The sequence below is a fragment of the Occultella kanbiaonis genome, assembly GCF_009708215.1.
GTDB lineage: Bacteria > Actinomycetota > Actinomycetes > Actinomycetales > Beutenbergiaceae > Occultella > Occultella kanbiaonis.
Map to the genome: position 1 here is coordinate 102122 of NZ_CP046175.1, position 13769 is coordinate 115890.

The 13769-nt window shown below is 69.8% G+C and carries 11 protein-coding genes; 6 read left to right on the forward strand and 5 right to left on the reverse strand.

The window, feature by feature from the left end:
- Positions 1 to 119 precede the first annotated feature (119 nt).
- From GKS42_RS00435 to GKS42_RS00445, 3 genes are all read left to right on the forward strand, one after another.
- Positions 120 to 473, forward strand: coding sequence for a TIGR04076 family protein (locus tag GKS42_RS00435; protein WP_154792040.1), 354 nt, complete (start codon positions 120 to 122; stop codon positions 471 to 473).
- Positions 470 to 1483: an LLM class flavin-dependent oxidoreductase gene (locus GKS42_RS00440; protein ID WP_154792041.1), complete on the forward strand. Its 1014-nt coding sequence runs from the start codon at positions 470 to 472 to the stop codon at positions 1481 to 1483. The genes GKS42_RS00435 and GKS42_RS00440 overlap by 4 nt, the downstream gene beginning before the upstream one ends.
- Before the next feature lie 61 nt (positions 1484 to 1544).
- The gene (locus GKS42_RS00445; RefSeq protein ID WP_154792042.1) at positions 1545 to 2204 is read left to right on the forward strand and encodes a Pr6Pr family membrane protein; all 660 of its coding nucleotides are present in this window, start codon (positions 1545 to 1547) and stop codon (positions 2202 to 2204) included.
- Between the two features lie 24 nt (positions 2205 to 2228).
- Here the strand turns inward: GKS42_RS00445 and GKS42_RS00450 are convergent, their stop codons facing one another.
- Entirely contained in the window at positions 2229 to 2663 is a 435-nt protein-coding gene (locus GKS42_RS00450) for an MmcQ/YjbR family DNA-binding protein (protein ID WP_154792043.1), read from the reverse strand.
- Between the two features lie 176 nt (positions 2664 to 2839).
- On the opposite strand from GKS42_RS00450, the gene GKS42_RS00455 reads away from it, so the two are divergent.
- Entirely contained in the window at positions 2840 to 3715 is an 876-nt protein-coding gene (locus GKS42_RS00455; RefSeq protein ID WP_154792044.1) for a formate/nitrite transporter family protein, read from the forward strand.
- A gap of 6 nt (positions 3716 to 3721) precedes the next feature.
- Here GKS42_RS00455 and GKS42_RS00460 read toward each other — a convergent pair whose 3' ends face one another.
- From GKS42_RS00460 to GKS42_RS00475, 4 genes are all read right to left on the reverse strand, one after another.
- The gene (locus tag GKS42_RS00460; protein ID WP_154792045.1) at positions 3722 to 4273 is read right to left on the reverse strand and encodes a GNAT family N-acetyltransferase; all 552 of its coding nucleotides are present in this window, start codon (positions 4271 to 4273) and stop codon (positions 3722 to 3724) included.
- A 67-nt stretch (positions 4274 to 4340) separates the two neighbouring features.
- Positions 4341 to 4880 carry a dihydrofolate reductase family protein gene (locus GKS42_RS00465; protein WP_154792046.1) on the reverse strand — a complete coding sequence of 180 codons (540 nt, stop codon included), beginning with the start codon at positions 4878 to 4880 and terminating at the stop codon, positions 4341 to 4343.
- The gene (locus GKS42_RS00470) at positions 4877 to 5881 is read right to left on the reverse strand and encodes a helix-turn-helix domain-containing protein (RefSeq protein WP_154792047.1); all 1005 of its coding nucleotides are present in this window, start codon (positions 5879 to 5881) and stop codon (positions 4877 to 4879) included. The genes GKS42_RS00465 and GKS42_RS00470 overlap by 4 nt, the downstream gene beginning before the upstream one ends.
- A gap of 70 nt (positions 5882 to 5951) precedes the next feature.
- Positions 5952 to 9032, reverse strand: a complete 3081-nt coding sequence (locus tag GKS42_RS00475; RefSeq protein ID WP_154792048.1) for a family 20 glycosylhydrolase — start codon at positions 9030 to 9032, stop codon at positions 5952 to 5954.
- A 238-nt stretch (positions 9033 to 9270) separates the two neighbouring features.
- On the opposite strand from GKS42_RS00475, the gene GKS42_RS00480 reads away from it, so the two are divergent.
- The gene (locus tag GKS42_RS00480; RefSeq protein ID WP_168217680.1) at positions 9271 to 12381 is read left to right on the forward strand and encodes a discoidin domain-containing protein; all 3111 of its coding nucleotides are present in this window, start codon (positions 9271 to 9273) and stop codon (positions 12379 to 12381) included.
- Between the two features lie 187 nt (positions 12382 to 12568).
- Positions 12569 to 13681 carry a phospho-N-acetylmuramoyl-pentapeptide-transferase gene (gene mraY, locus GKS42_RS00485; protein WP_154792050.1) on the forward strand — a complete coding sequence of 371 codons (1113 nt, stop codon included), beginning with the start codon at positions 12569 to 12571 and terminating at the stop codon, positions 13679 to 13681.
- Positions 13682 to 13769: the final 88 nt, after the last annotated feature.

The following is a 13769-nucleotide window of genomic DNA, read 5'->3' on the forward strand; positions in this document are numbered from 1 at the left end:
GACGGATCTGCCGCGACCCAGCTCGCGCGGCTCGGCCACGGACCTTACACGGGCGTGGAACGCCGGGTCGTCGCCGTCCACCGATCGGGGATACTGCTTGCTCGAAGCAGGAGGATGCGATGAGCGACGACACGGGCGACCGCGCCGGCAAGACCGCGGCGGGGCGCCGGACCGAGTTGAGTGATCTGCGGGTGGTGGTGGATCGGATCGAGGGTCGGTCGGTGTGCGGACTGGCTCCCGGGGACTCCTTCGACGTCTCCTGCTCGAGCCGGCTGACCATCCCGGAGGGGCGCCACTTCTGCATCTATGCACTCTCGGCGGTGCTGCCGCTGCTGCCGGCCGCCCAGCGGTCGGTCGACCCCGACGACTGGCTGGCGAGCGACGAGGTCGCCTGCCCGGACCCGGAGGAGCGGCTGATCATGCGCATCGAACGCCTCGGCCGACGCAGCATCCCCACGGAGGAACTCACGTGAGCGTGTCGCTGACCATCGCCCTGCAGTCGGACAAGACCGCGGTCGAGTACGCCCGGTTGGCGCGGATCGTGGAGGGGATCGGCTTCGACGGGCTCTCGGTGTACTCCGACCTCGGCTATCAGCCGCCGATGGCCCCGCTGATGGTCGCCGCGGACGTGACCGAGTCGGTGCGTCTGGGCCCGTCCTGCCTGAACCCGTACCTGCTCCATCCCGTGGAGATCGCAGGGCAGATCGCCGCCCTCGACGAGGCCTCCGGTGGGCGCGCCTACCTGGGCCTGGCACGCGGCTCCTGGATGTCGCAGGTGGGCGTGCGCCAGGACCGGCCGCTCGCGCACCTGGAGGACACCGTGCAGATCGTGCGTCGGCTGCTCGCCGGCGACGACTCCGGCTATGCCGGGAAGGTATTCGCGATCGAGCCCGGCTTCGCCCTGCAGTATCAACCGGTCCGGCCGGCGGTGGACGTGCTGCTCGGGGTCTGGGGTCCGCGCGGCGCCGCCCTGGCCGGCCGGATCGCCGACGAGGTGAAGATCGGCGGATCGGCCAACCCGGACATGGTGCGTCAGATGCGCCACTGGCTGGACGACTCCGCCGTCTCGGCCGGGCGTGGCGTGGGCGCGGTCGCGGTCTGCGCCGGAGCGGTCACCGTGGTCGACACTGACGGCGACCTCGCGCGGGGCATCGCCCGTCGCGAGGTGGCGATGTACGTGGACGTGATCGCCGCGCTCGACCCCACGGTGCGGATCGAGGACGAGCTCCTGGTGCGGTTGCGTGCCCTGCTCGCGCAGGATCGTGCCGACGATGCCGGCGCTCTGCTCAGCGACGACCTGCTGGACCGGTTCGCCCTCGCCGGGACGCCGGCCCAGATCGTCGCGCACACGCTGGAGCTGGTGGAGGCGGGCGCCGACAGGGTGGAGTTCGGCACGCCGCACGGTCTCACCGGCGCGGGTGGCATCGACCTGCTCGGCTCCGCCGTGCTGCCCGCGGTCCGGTCCGAGCTCGCCGCCGCCTGATCGACCCGGCGACCACTTGCCGGACCGGCCGCGGGGCGTGGTCGTTAGGCTGCGCGGTGTGATGGCGTCCGGGGTAAACCACACCATGGCCGTGCCCGTCGCGATCGTCCGGATGATCGCCGGCCTGCTGGTCACCGCCGTACTGGTGTACGGATACGCGGTGCAGGTCGAGGTTGGCGGCACCAGTCCCTTCGACTACTTCGGCTACTTCACGAACCAGACCAACCTGCTCACGAGTCTCGTGCTGATCGGCACCGGCATCGTCGTGCTCACGGGACGGCGGGTCCCCGGCTGGCTCACCCTCGTGCGTGGGGTCGCGATCGCATGTCTGCTCGTCGTCGCGGTCATCTACAACCTCCTCATCCCGGGCACGGGGTCCGCCCCGCCCGTGGTGAGCGCGATCCTGCACCTCGCGTTCCCGCTCGCCATCGCGCTCGACTGGCTCCTCGTCGGGGACCGTGGACCGCTCGCCTGGCGACGGCTCTGGCTGGTGCTTCCCTATCCACTGCTGTGGCTGCTCGTCGTCCTTGTGCGCGGCGTCACGGACGGCTGGGTGCCCTACGGATTCCTGCTTCCGGAGCGCGGGCCGGCCGCGCTGGGCCTGCACGTCGTGGCGCTGCTCGGCACGCTCCTCGCGGCCGGCGCGCTCGTCTGGTCGGCCAGCCGGGCACCGGGACGCTGGCTCCGGACTCCCGGACGCACTGTTCCCAGCCGCGTGTGATCGGCGACTCGCGCCGAGAGCCTGTCAGTGGGGCTCGGGGCCGGGCGCGTGCTGCGCGAGCCACTCCTTGGCGCGCCGGCGTGAGGCCCGGCCGAGCCAGGCGTCCCGGACGAGTTCGGTGATCTCCTCGCGTGACACCTGGCCCACGTGGGTCGCACGGATCAACACCGAGGGATGGCCGTTGAAGTGGGGCGTCGTGAAGAACGGCCGCGTCTCGTCCTGCACCAGCGCGACCCGGTCTGCCTCGTCGCTGACCCAGATGACGATGACGTCGTCGTAGAGCTCCCCGGTGGCCGGGTCGAACGCGTCCTTGCGCGGGTTGCGGAAGAACACGAACGACTTCCCACCCACCTGGTACACCGGATTCTGCCCGGCGGACTCGACCGTGACGAACGGCATCGCAAGGGCGGCCGCGTGGATGTCCTCCACCCGGGCCGGCGTCGTCGCGGGCTCACGCATGCTCCGATGGTGCCACTCCGACGCGCGTTCTCACAGTGGGTACCGACCGGCTGAGCGAAGACCGTAACGAGACCGGGTAGGCGCAGACACGCTGATGAAACGGTGCGCTCGTAGCGTCGGGGACGCCGTACCAGCGGCAGCAGACCTCCACCGTCCGATCCACGGAGCCGTGCCACATGTCCTACGTCAAGCCAGCTCAGCTCGTCCCGACGATCATCGACGCAGGTGCCAGCAAGGTGCTCCTCTCCGCCCGCGACACGCTGGTCCGGTCCACGATGGGCGGCGCGATCCTCGCGATCGCCGCCGCCTTCGCCGTCACGGTCACCGTGACGACCGGCCACGCCATCCTCGGCGCCGTGCTGTTCCCGGTGGGCTTCATCCTGCTGTACCTACTCGGGTACGACCTGCTCACCGGCATGTTCGTGCTCGGCCCGCTCGCCTGGCTCGACAAGCGGCCCGGCATCACGGTGCGGGGCGTGCTGCGCAACTGGGGACTCGTGTTCGTGGGCAACTTCCTCGGGGCGTTCGCCGTCGCGGTGATGATGGCGATCGTCGTCACCTACGGGTTCGACACCCCGCCGAACGAGGTCGGTCAGGCGATCGGCCACATCGGTGAGGGGCGGACCGTCGGGTACGCGGAGCACGGAGCGTCCGGCATGCTGACCCTGTTCGTGCGCGGCATGCTGTGCAACTGGATGGTCTCGATGGGGGTCATCGGCGCGATGGTCGCCAAGGACGTGCCGGGCAAGGCGATCGTCATGTGGATGCCGGTCATGCTGTTCTTCTTCATGGCGTTCGAGCACTCGATCGTCAACATGTTCCTGTTCCCGTCCGGCCTGCTCCTCGGCGGGCAGTTCACGATCATGGACTACCTGATCTGGAACGAGATCCCAACGGTCCTCGGCAACCTCGTCGGCGGACTGCTGCTGACGGGGCTGCCCCTCTACCTCACCCACGGCCGCCCCTCGGCCCGCCGCGGCGCGGCACCGGTCCATCAGGACTCGGACGTGAGCACGACGGCGGAGCTCGACCTGGTTCCCGAGCGCGCCTGACGCGTCCTAACGGCGCCAGTGCGCGCGGTGCAGCTCGTAGCTGACCTCGCCCTGCTCCGTACCGGGCAGCGGCTCGTCCCACTCGCGCACCTCGGTGCGCACATGCCTCATGCCGAGCTTGCGCATCACGCCACGGCTGGCCAGGTTCACCGCCATCGTCTCGGCGGTCACGGACTCGAGACCGACTGTCCCGAAACAGTGCTCGACGACGGCCCGCGCGCCTTCCGTGGCCAGGCCGCGACCCCAGAACTCTCGCCGAAGACGCCACCCGACCTCCGCCGTCGTCGGCGCCTTCGTCAGTGGTTCGGGCGGTGCGGCGTCCCACCAACCCAAGAACTCGCCGTCGGTGAACCCGACCCAGTGGCCGAGCCCATGGGCGTCGGCCGCGGTGCTCGCGCACACGGGGGCCCAGGTCTCTCGCGCCTCCTGCGGCGTGCGCGCCCGGCCGATGAGGTGGCGCATCACCTCGGGGTCACCGTCGAGCTCGACGAGGTGCGGCAGGTGTTCGATCCGCATCGGCGTCAGCGTCATCCGTGGGGTTCTCAGCGTCGGGCGCATCCCACGTATCTATCAGACGGGTCACGCGACATGACCGACCCGTGAGGCGACCCGATCGCCCGAGCCCTCACTCGCCGTCGGGCACCACCGTGAACCGCGCACACGCGAACTCGCGGTTGCGTGCCAGTTCCTCGAGCCGGAACTCGACGTGACGGGGGAGCAGGGGCGCACCGGCGCCGATCGTCACCGGGGCGTAGGAGACGATCATCTCGTCGAGCAGGCCGTGGTCGGCGAACTGTCCGGCGAGGTCGCCGCCGCCCACGATCCAGACGTCCTTCCCGGCGGCCGCGGCGACCATCCGGGCGTGCACCTGCGGCACGGGCTCGGAGGTGAAGGTGACATCGGCGCCGTCGGTGCGGGGCGGGAAGTCCCGGTGCGCGAACACCCACGCGGGCATCGTGTACTCCCAGCCGCCGGGTGCGTGCTCCTCGATCCAGGCGTAGGTCGAGGCGCCCATCGCGATCGCCCCGACCTTCGCGATGAACTCGTCGTAGTTCATCGGGCCGGTGTTGTCGATGTCGCGGGTGAGCAGCCAGTCGAGGGAGTGCTCGGGGGTGGCGATGAAGCCGTCAAGTGTGGTCGCGGTGTAGTAGACGGTGCGGGTCATCGGTTCTCCTCGGTGGGGGTCGGGTTCGGTCCGCGCAGCCAGTCGATCGGGTCGCCCTCGCCTGGGTCGGCGCCGGCGTCGCGCAGGAGGTGGCGCACCAGCAGGCGGCGATGCGCGGCGTAGGTGAGCACGTGGGCGATGACGCTGCTCAGCACGAAGCTCTCGGGTGGTTCGCAGAGGGCGTCGATGAGCCGGTCGTCCCAGGCGCCGCGCCGCTGGATGTCCCGGACCGCGTCCAGCCACCGTCCGGCGGCGCGCTCGTGCCGGTCCGACAGCGTCGCCGGATCGTCCGCGCCCCGGTCCGGGAAGTCCCGGCCCTCGATCGAGGCGAGCCAGACCTCCTTGGTCCAGATGTGGTGCTCGAGCACGGCGGCGATCGACTCCTCCGGCCCGTCCCAGGACAGCACCGTCAGCCCCGGCCACCGGACCCGCCGGTAGGCGTCGTCGTCCAGGTCCGCGGCGAGCCGCAACAGCTGGCGGGTGTCGTCGACGTCGTGGCGCACCAGGTGCGCCGTCAGCGCGCCGTCCGGCGCGGGCGTCTCGGTCCCGCTCACCCACAGGTTGGTGGGCGGGTGGAAGTGGATGCCGTTCGGCGCGGGCAGCCAGTGCGTGCTCGCCACGGCGCGCCCGGTCGCCGGTCGGGAGCCCGGCTGCTCGTGATGCCCGACGGCGGGGGTTGCGTCGCCGTTCTCGCCGACGGTGCTGGGTGGGTAGCCATAGGCCCGCGCGAACGCGCGACTGAACCCGTCGACGGAGTCGTAGCCGGCCGCCCACGCGGTGTCCGTCACGGTGTCGCCATGGCTGAGGCGCCACGCGGCCCGCTCCAGGATGACCCGTCGCCGCAGCGCCACCGGGGACTCGCCGGTGCCGCGGCTGAGCTGGCGGCTGAAGTGCCACGGCGAGGAGAACGCGCCCGCGGCCATGTCCCGCAGGTCCGTGTGGTCGTCGTCGAGCACCGCGTCGAGCAGTTCGCGCAGGCGGTCGCGTCCGTTCTCGGTCATGTGATCCAGTGTGCGACGGGTCGGGGCAGTTGCGCCCGACCGTTCTTGCTCGGGCCGCCCGGGACGCCCCTCAGCCGTCCTCGAGGCCGGTCTCGATCAGAGCCTGTCCTTCCTCCCAGAGATAGGTCCACACGTCCGGATCGTCGACGTGGCGCTGTTGCCTGGCGATCATGGCCTCCAGCCGGTCGAGCTCCTGGTGCATCCTCGTGATCCGGCCGGCCTCCTGGTGCCGCAGCACCCGTGCCACCGCGGCGTGCAACTGGTCGGCGCTACCGGGGTCGAGCCGCCCCTCGGCCACGTAGGCGTCCACCTGGGCGAGGTATTCCAGGCTGTGCTCGGCGAACGTGCGGGAGTCGTCCGCGGGTGGACCGACGATGAACGAGGCGGTCCAGGTCTGCCCGGCCGGGCCGGAGACGGTGACCGTGCCGACCCGTGTGCCGGCGTCGGCATAGGTGTGCGCACCGGTCACCTCGTAGACGGAGTTGCCCACCTTGCCCGCGGCCGACGTACCGGTCAGGGATCCCTCGGAGACCGTTCCGTCGCCCCAGTCGACGGTCGCGGTCAGGCTCTCCACGCGCACCGTGGGCGAGGCGACGGTGGCCAGCGATCCGCCGACGGTGAGGTCGTCGTCGATGACGTGGCTGGTGCCGACCATCGAGGTGGTCCAGGCGACGTTCGGGTCCGGCCAGAAGTTCGTGCCGGCGAACTGCCATCTGCTGCCCTGCACCGCCAGGCGGTCGAGGAAGGAGCGGGAATCGGCCGTCAGTTCCTGCGGCGACCAGGCCAGGTCCAGGATCGAGGCGAGTCGGGGGAAGACCTTGTGCTCGGTGTCCACCGCGCCGCCGCTGTTGTTCTCGCCCCACGCCGGGCCCTCGATCCCGATGATGTCGTCGTCGTCCAGCCCGAACGACTGCAGGGACAGGTTCCGGTAGTCGTCGATGACGTTGCTCGGGTCCCAGTCGTGCGTGCTGTAGGCGGTGTGGGTCGGGTAGGGGTAGTCCAGGTAGACCTTCGAGGTCGGTGAGAGGATGACGTCGTTGCCGCCGGCGAACCACTCCGGCGTCATCTCCAGGCTCTGGTCCCGCCAGTACTGGTGCACCGACGTCGGGTCCAGGCCGGCCATCGGTAGCGGCGTCCAGCCGACCATGCGCAGCTCGTGGTCCATCACGAAGCCCTCGAGCTTGGTGATGAAGTCGATGTAGGGCTGACCCGAGATGGACTCGTCGCCGCCGATGTGGAACAGGTCAGTGTTCACCATCGGGGCGATAGTGCCGATCACGTCATTGATGAAGCCGTCCACCACGGCAGAGGTCGTGCACACCGTGTTGGACGACCCGCAGGAGAGTTCCGGGTAGGAGGCGATCGCCGCCGTGGAGTGGCCCGGAAGGTCGATCTCGGGGATCACCTCGATGTGCCGGGCGTCGGCGTAGGCCACGATCTGAGCGAACTGCTCCTGGGTGTAGAACCCTGAGCGTCCGCCGGGCATCGACATCGAACCGCCGATCTCCGTCAGGAGCGGCCACGACGGGATCTCGATCCGCCACCCCTGGTCGTCCGAGAGGTGCATGTGCAGGCGGTTGCCCTTCAGCGCGGCGAGGGCATCGATGATGCCCAGCACGCCGTCGACCTCGATGAAGTTGCGCGCCGGGTCCAGCATCACCCCGCGGTGCGAGAACCGCGGGTAGTCGACGATCCGGGTTGCCTCGATCTGCCACGGGCCGGGGCGCACCACCTCGCCGGCGATCTCGGCCGGGAGGAGCTGCACGAGGGTCTGCGCGCCGTTGAAGAGGCCCGTGGTGGTGGCCGCGGCGACGCGCACGCCGATCGCGGAGGCCGTCAACGTGTACCCCTCGGCCACTGCGAGCTCGGTGTCCGTGGGGCCTTCCTCGGCGTCGAGCACCAGACTGATGTCACCGGCCGCGGGCTCCTCGAGAACGATCGGCAGGTCGTGACCGGTGGCGGGGCGTAGCCGCTCGGCGAGCAGTTCCGCCTCCGCACGAGCCGCCTCGGCCCCGATCGCGATCCGGGTCCGGTCGGTGAGCGTGAAGGGTTCGCCATCGATCCGGGTCTGCGAGACCGGGGCGGGCAGGATCGTCCCGCCCGGCTCGGGCGGGGCCTGGGGTCCGGACCAGACCTCGAAGCTCCACAACGAGTACCCGAACGTGGTGGCGGTCGCGATGCCCTGCATGCGAACGTGCGAGACCGGCTCCTCGAGGCCGAGCCGGTACTCGGTGCGTCCGCCGGGCGGGCCGGACACCTCCCGCACGGTCGTCCAGGTCAGCCCGTCGGTCGAGGTCTGGAGCTCGAAGAGGGCGGGCCGGGCCGTCTCCCAGTCGAGCACCACGCTCCACACCGGGGACGGCTCGGCGAGCGCGATCTGGATCCAGTCGCTGCTCGGGTCATGGTCGCTCGGTGGGGGCTCCGCCGGATTGGTACGCGCGTAGTCGGTGCCCCAGCGCGACGCCGAGTTCCGGTCGTTGGCGTTGGCCGCCGCGAAACGAGCCGGGTCGCCGGTGTAGACCGAGGAGGCCGTGGCGATGCCCTCGGGGGCGATGTCGATGCCGTGGTCCCAACCGGTGGGGTCCGGCTCCTCGCTCGAGGCGGCGGCGTCCCAGATCTCGAAGGAGAACATGGAGTAGCCCCATGCGGACGCCTCCCTGCCCTGCATCCGCACGAAGCCGACCGGGTCGGCGACGTCGAGCACCACCTCCTGCCGCCCCTGATGCCCGGCGAGGGCTGCCACGGTCTGCCAGGCCAGCCCGTCGTCGGAGACCTGGATCTCGTACTGTCGTGCGTACGCCGCCTCCCACTCGAACACCACGCTGTGTACGGTGCTCGGCTGTGCGAGCTCGACGGTGATCCAGTCGTTCGTCGGGTCGTGATCGCTCGGCGGGTACCCCGGCTCCTCCTCGCCGTGCGCGTAGTCCGAACCCCACCGGGTGGACGGATCGCCGTCGTTCACGTGGGCGGCCGCGAACCGCGCCGGATCGGGGAACTCCGACGATGCCACTGCGACGCCGTCGAGCGCGACGTCCCGCGGGGCCTCGTCCGCCCTGGCCGGAACGCTCGCGACCACCGCAAGCGGGCCGATCAGTGCCACCGCACCGACGAAGCCCACGACGGTGCGGCCAAGTCCTGAGAACAACGTCACGATCGGATGCCCCTCGTGCTGGATCGCGCCGCCACATCGCGACACGAACACCGAACAGATCTCTGGTGTGGCACACAGTGGCGCAGATCGGGGACGGGGTCAATGCACGTGTGCCCCCGCCCGCGCCCTGACCCCACGTCCTCGCGAACGGGAACGCGCGCAGCCCTTGACCGGGGTTGAGTCGATTCAGATAGGGTCGGGCCCCAGCACGTCGATGTGCACACTCGGAGGTTCTGCCATGGCACTTCACACCCGGACAAGACGTGGCCTCGCCGTGGTTCTCGGTGCGGTCCTGACCTTCGGTCTCGCCGTCACGCCCCAGCCGGCACACGCGGCGGACATCGACATCTTCGACGTGGACCCGAACCTTCCGGACGGCCTGGTGAATCTCGCCGAGGGCAAGCCCGCCGCGTCCTCCTCCTCGTACGAGATGTCGAACGAGGGCTGGGCCACGTCCTTCGTCAACGATGGCCGGATCGGCACCGCCACCCTGCCCTACGGCTGGACCACGAACCCGATCGGCAACACGGCAACGGCGACCACGCCGGCGTGGGTGCAGCTGGACCTCCTCGCGGAGAGCACCATCGCCAGCGTGGCGCTGTGGCCGCGGATGGACGGGGCGAACGACGGTCAGAACTTCCCCGTGGACTACCAGGTGCAGGTCTCCGACGACGCGAGCACCTGGACGACCGTCGCCACCAGCACCGCGAACACCGCGGTCGGCGCCGCCCAGGTCCTCGAGCTCGACGCCGCCGAGGGCCGGTACATCCGGGTTCTCGCCACTCGCCGTGCCGAGCCCGCGGGCCGTGACGGCTACCTGGTCCAGCTGGCCGAGTTCGCGGTGTACGGCACCAGCTCGGGCGTGCTCGTCGAACTCGACAAGCCGGCCCTCGAACTGCTCCCGGGCGACACCGACCAGCTGACTCCTCGCCGCAACGGCGTTCCCACGGACCCGGGCGCCTTCACGTGGACCTCGGCGGATCCGTCCGTGGCGGGCGTCGACGCCGCCGGGCTGGTCACTGGGGTGGCCCTCGGCTCCACCACCGTCTCCGCGACCGGCGACGGCGGGGCGACGGTGACCATCCCGGTCACCGTCATCGCCGAGCGGGTCGACACCGATGCCGAGTTCATGATCTCGGCGTTCTGGCCGCCGACCGCGCAGCACACGACGGCGGAGCAGTACGACTACCTCGCCGACGCCGGTGTCGACTACGTCCAGAACGTCGACTCCACCGACCTGCAGGGCCGGGCGATCAACCTGCAGATGGCCACCCTGGCCGCCGAGCGCGGCATGCTCGTGGGGGTCTCGGACCCCCGGCTCAACGAGTCCCTGTCCCTGACCGATCAGGAGATCCGCGACATCGTCGCCGAGTACGAGAACGTGCCCGGCGTGGGTGGCTTCTATCTACGGGACGAGCCGTACAACGCGAACGCCTACGGCCGCGTGCACCAGGCCGTCAAGGATGAGGCGGACTGGCTCTACCCGTACCTCAACTTCCTGCCGATGTTCGCCTACCCGGACCGCGCCACCTACCAGAGCCAGGTCGACGACTTCGCCGAACTGGCACTCACCGACGAGCTCGACTACCTGATGTACGACCGGTACCCGTTCGGTGACGCCGCGAACTCGTTGGACTACGCCTCGATGCTGGACAACATGGACGCCATGCGCGTCGAGGGACTCGAGAACGACGTGCCCACCGGGCTGTACATCCAGTCCATCGGACGGGTCGACGCGAACGGCAATCCGGCCGGGTTCCGGCGCACGAACGCCGCGGAGATCCGGTACGAGGTGAACGCGGCGCTCGCCTACGGCTACACGCAGCTGTCCTACTTCACGTGGTTCACCCCCACCGGGCGGCCGGAGACGTTCACCGACGCGATCATCGCGCCGGACGGCACACCCACCGATCTGTACCAGCCGGTCAGCGACCTGAACGCCGAGGTGCACGCCCTCGGACCCACCCTGATGGACCTGGACGCCGCAGAGGTCTACCTGCACGGACCCGACCTGTTCGGGCAGGCGGCGATCCCGGACGGATTCATCGCTCGCTTCGCCGACGACGACAACGTGATCGTCTCCCGCATGGTCGACTCCGAGACGGGGCGCCAGTACCTCATGGTGGTGAACAACGACTTCACCAGCGAGCAGCAGGTCGAGCTGCGCCTGCGCGGTGGGGTTCGCGACCTGGAGGTCATCAGCCGCGAGGACGGATCGTCCCAGCCGCTGTTCGCCAGGAACGGCAGGTTCGCCCTCGACCTCGCAGCGGGGGACGCCGTGCTGCTCGCACTGCCGGATGACCTCCGCTACATGGCTCCGGCCCCAGCCGTGCCGCTGAATCTGGCCGCGAACGCGGATGTGACCGCAGCCTCCTCCGAAGGGGCGAACGGTTGGTACATGGACAAGCTCACCGACGGTGAGCGCTTCTCGACCCCGAGCAGCCAAGGCTGGCGCGCCACCGAGATCGTCGAGGGCGAACCCAGCACGCTCACGCTGGACCTGCGCGCGGAGCGCCGGTTCAACCGCGTGGACCTGTACCCGGCCGGGGGCGTGTTCGGCTACGGCCTGGCGTTCCCGGAGACGGCGACCGTCCAGGTCTCCACCGATGGGCTTCAGTGGCGGACGGTGGCCGAGGCGGACCTCGAACCACCGACGGCGTCCGTGCCGGTGCCGAGCCTCACGTTCCGTTCGGTGCGCGCCCAGTATGTGCGGATGGTCATCGGCGAGCACAGCACCCGGACCGGTGCGGCCGCACTCGAGCTCGCCGAGATCGAGGTCTACTCCGACGACGGTTCGTTGCCCGCCCCCGAGGCCTTCGACGACACCGTCCCGGAGACCCCTTGGTATGAGGGCAAGGACCTGGCGCAGGCGCGCCCCGTGGGGGTATCCAGCTCGACCGAGGCCGCACAGTGGGGCTGGTCCAGCACATTCGTGAACGACGGTCAGTTCGGTCCGACCGCCACCACGAACGGCTGGACGTCGCAGGTCGGCACGAACACCTCGCCCACCGACTCCGAATGGGTGGCCGTCTACCTCGGCGGGCCGTACGCCGTCGAGGAGGTCGTGATCCACCCGCGCAACGCCGCTACGGACCAGGCGAACGCCGGCCGCGGGTTCCCGACCGACTACCGGATCGAGACGTCCGTGGACGGCGTCACCTGGACCGTGGTCGCCGAGGTGGCCGATGACGTCGCGGTCAGCGCCGAACCGCGCACCATCACCCTCGAGACGCCCACCACCGCGGCCTACCTGCGGGTCGTGGGCACCGAGCTGAAACTCGCGCAGCCCGCGGCTGACGGCTACCTGATGCAGCTCGGGGAGGTCCAGGTCTACGGAACGCCCGCCTGAGCGACGGGCTCGGGCGCACACCCACGGGCATCGCGAGATTTCGTAGGCGGCGAGTCGATGCTCGTTGCAGTTGCCGACGCGGCTTAGGCTTCGCCAGTGGTGTATCAGGGGATGCCGTTGTGTTCGTGACGTCATCGGGTTCGTCGGGCCTCCGCTGCCTCGGGAACCGCATCGCGGGGGTCAGCCAGTGATCACCCTGCTGGTCGGGGGTGGCCTCTCCCTGGCCTTCACGCTCTTCCTGACCCCGCTGTTCATCAGGCTCTTCACCTGGTTGGGCTGGGGTCAGTTCATCCGAGCCGATGGACCGCAGTCGCACCACATCAAGCGAGGCACGCCCACGATGGGCGGCATCATCTTCATCCTCGGATCGGTGATCGGATACCTCCTCGCGCACCTGATCACCAGCCAGGCCGTCACGCTCTCCGGGCTGCTCGTCATCTACCTCATGGTGGGACTCGGCCTCGTGGGGTTCGTCGACGACTTCCTCAAGACGCGACGGCAGCGCAGCCTCGGCCTCGGCGGCTGGTCGAAGATCGCCGGCATGGTGCTGGTGGCGGCCGGCTTCGCCGCACTCGCGCTGAACTTCCCCGACGCGAACGGGCTGACACCCGCATCGACGATGATCTCGTTCGTTCGCGATGTCGGCTGGCTGGACCTCGCGGTCTTCGGCACCGTGGTCGGCGGCATCCTGTTCGCCATCTGGGTGACCCTGATCATCGTGAGCGCGGGCAACGCAGTCAACGTGGTCGACGGCCTGGACGGTCTCGCGACCGGAGCCTCGATCTTCTCGCTCTCGGCCTACATCGTCATCGGCTTCTGGCAGTTCAACCAGTGGTGCTACAAGAGCAATCTCGATGACGTCGTCGAGGGCAAGTGCTACGAGGTGCGAGATCCGCTCGACCTCGCGATCATCGCCGCTGCGATCGCCGGCGCGCTGTTCGGCTTCCTGTGGTGGAACACGCACCCCGCGCAGATCATCATGGGCGACACTGGCTCGCTCGGGCTCGGCGGCGCCCTCGCGGCGCTCGCGATCCTCAGCCGCACCGAACTGCTGCTCGTGCTCATCGGCGGCCTGTTCCTCACCGTGACAGGCTCGGTCATCATCCAGCGGGTCTGGTTCAAGGTCACGAAATGGCGGTACGGCCAGGGTCGACGCGTCTTCCTGATGAGTCCGTTGCACCATCACTTCGAGCTCAAGGGCTGGGCCGAGGTCACCGTCGTCGTGCGGTTCTGGCTGATCGCGGCGCTCTTCGTCGCGGTCGGCGTCGGACTGTTCTACCTCGAGTGGCTCAACCAGTAGCCGGCCCGGGGCCGGTTCGGTCCTACCGCCAGTGTGTGCAGTCGGCGGCGATCGGGTGGACCACCTCCGAAAGTAGATGTCGCCGCCG

Coding starts and splice junctions, on each gene's coding strand:
- GKS42_RS00435 (WP_154792040.1), top strand. CDS start 120: ATGAGCGACGACACGGGCGACCGCGCCGGCAAGACCGCGGCGGGGCGC.
- GKS42_RS00445 (WP_154792042.1), top strand. CDS start 1,545: ATGGCGTCCGGGGTAAACCACACCATGGCCGTGCCCGTCGCGATCGTC.
- GKS42_RS00450 (WP_154792043.1), bottom strand. CDS start 2,663: ATGCGTGAGCCCGCGACGACGCCGGCCCGGGTGGAGGACATCCACGCG.
- GKS42_RS00455 (WP_154792044.1), top strand. CDS start 2,840: ATGTCCTACGTCAAGCCAGCTCAGCTCGTCCCGACGATCATCGACGCA.
- GKS42_RS00460 (WP_154792045.1), bottom strand. CDS start 4,273: ATGCGCCCGACGCTGAGAACCCCACGGATGACGCTGACGCCGATGCGG.
- GKS42_RS00465 (WP_154792046.1), bottom strand. CDS start 4,880: ATGACCCGCACCGTCTACTACACCGCGACCACACTTGACGGCTTCATC.
- GKS42_RS00470 (WP_154792047.1), bottom strand. CDS start 5,881: ATGACCGAGAACGGACGCGACCGCCTGCGCGAACTGCTCGACGCGGTG.
- GKS42_RS00480 (WP_168217680.1), top strand. CDS start 9,271: ATGGCACTTCACACCCGGACAAGACGTGGCCTCGCCGTGGTTCTCGGT.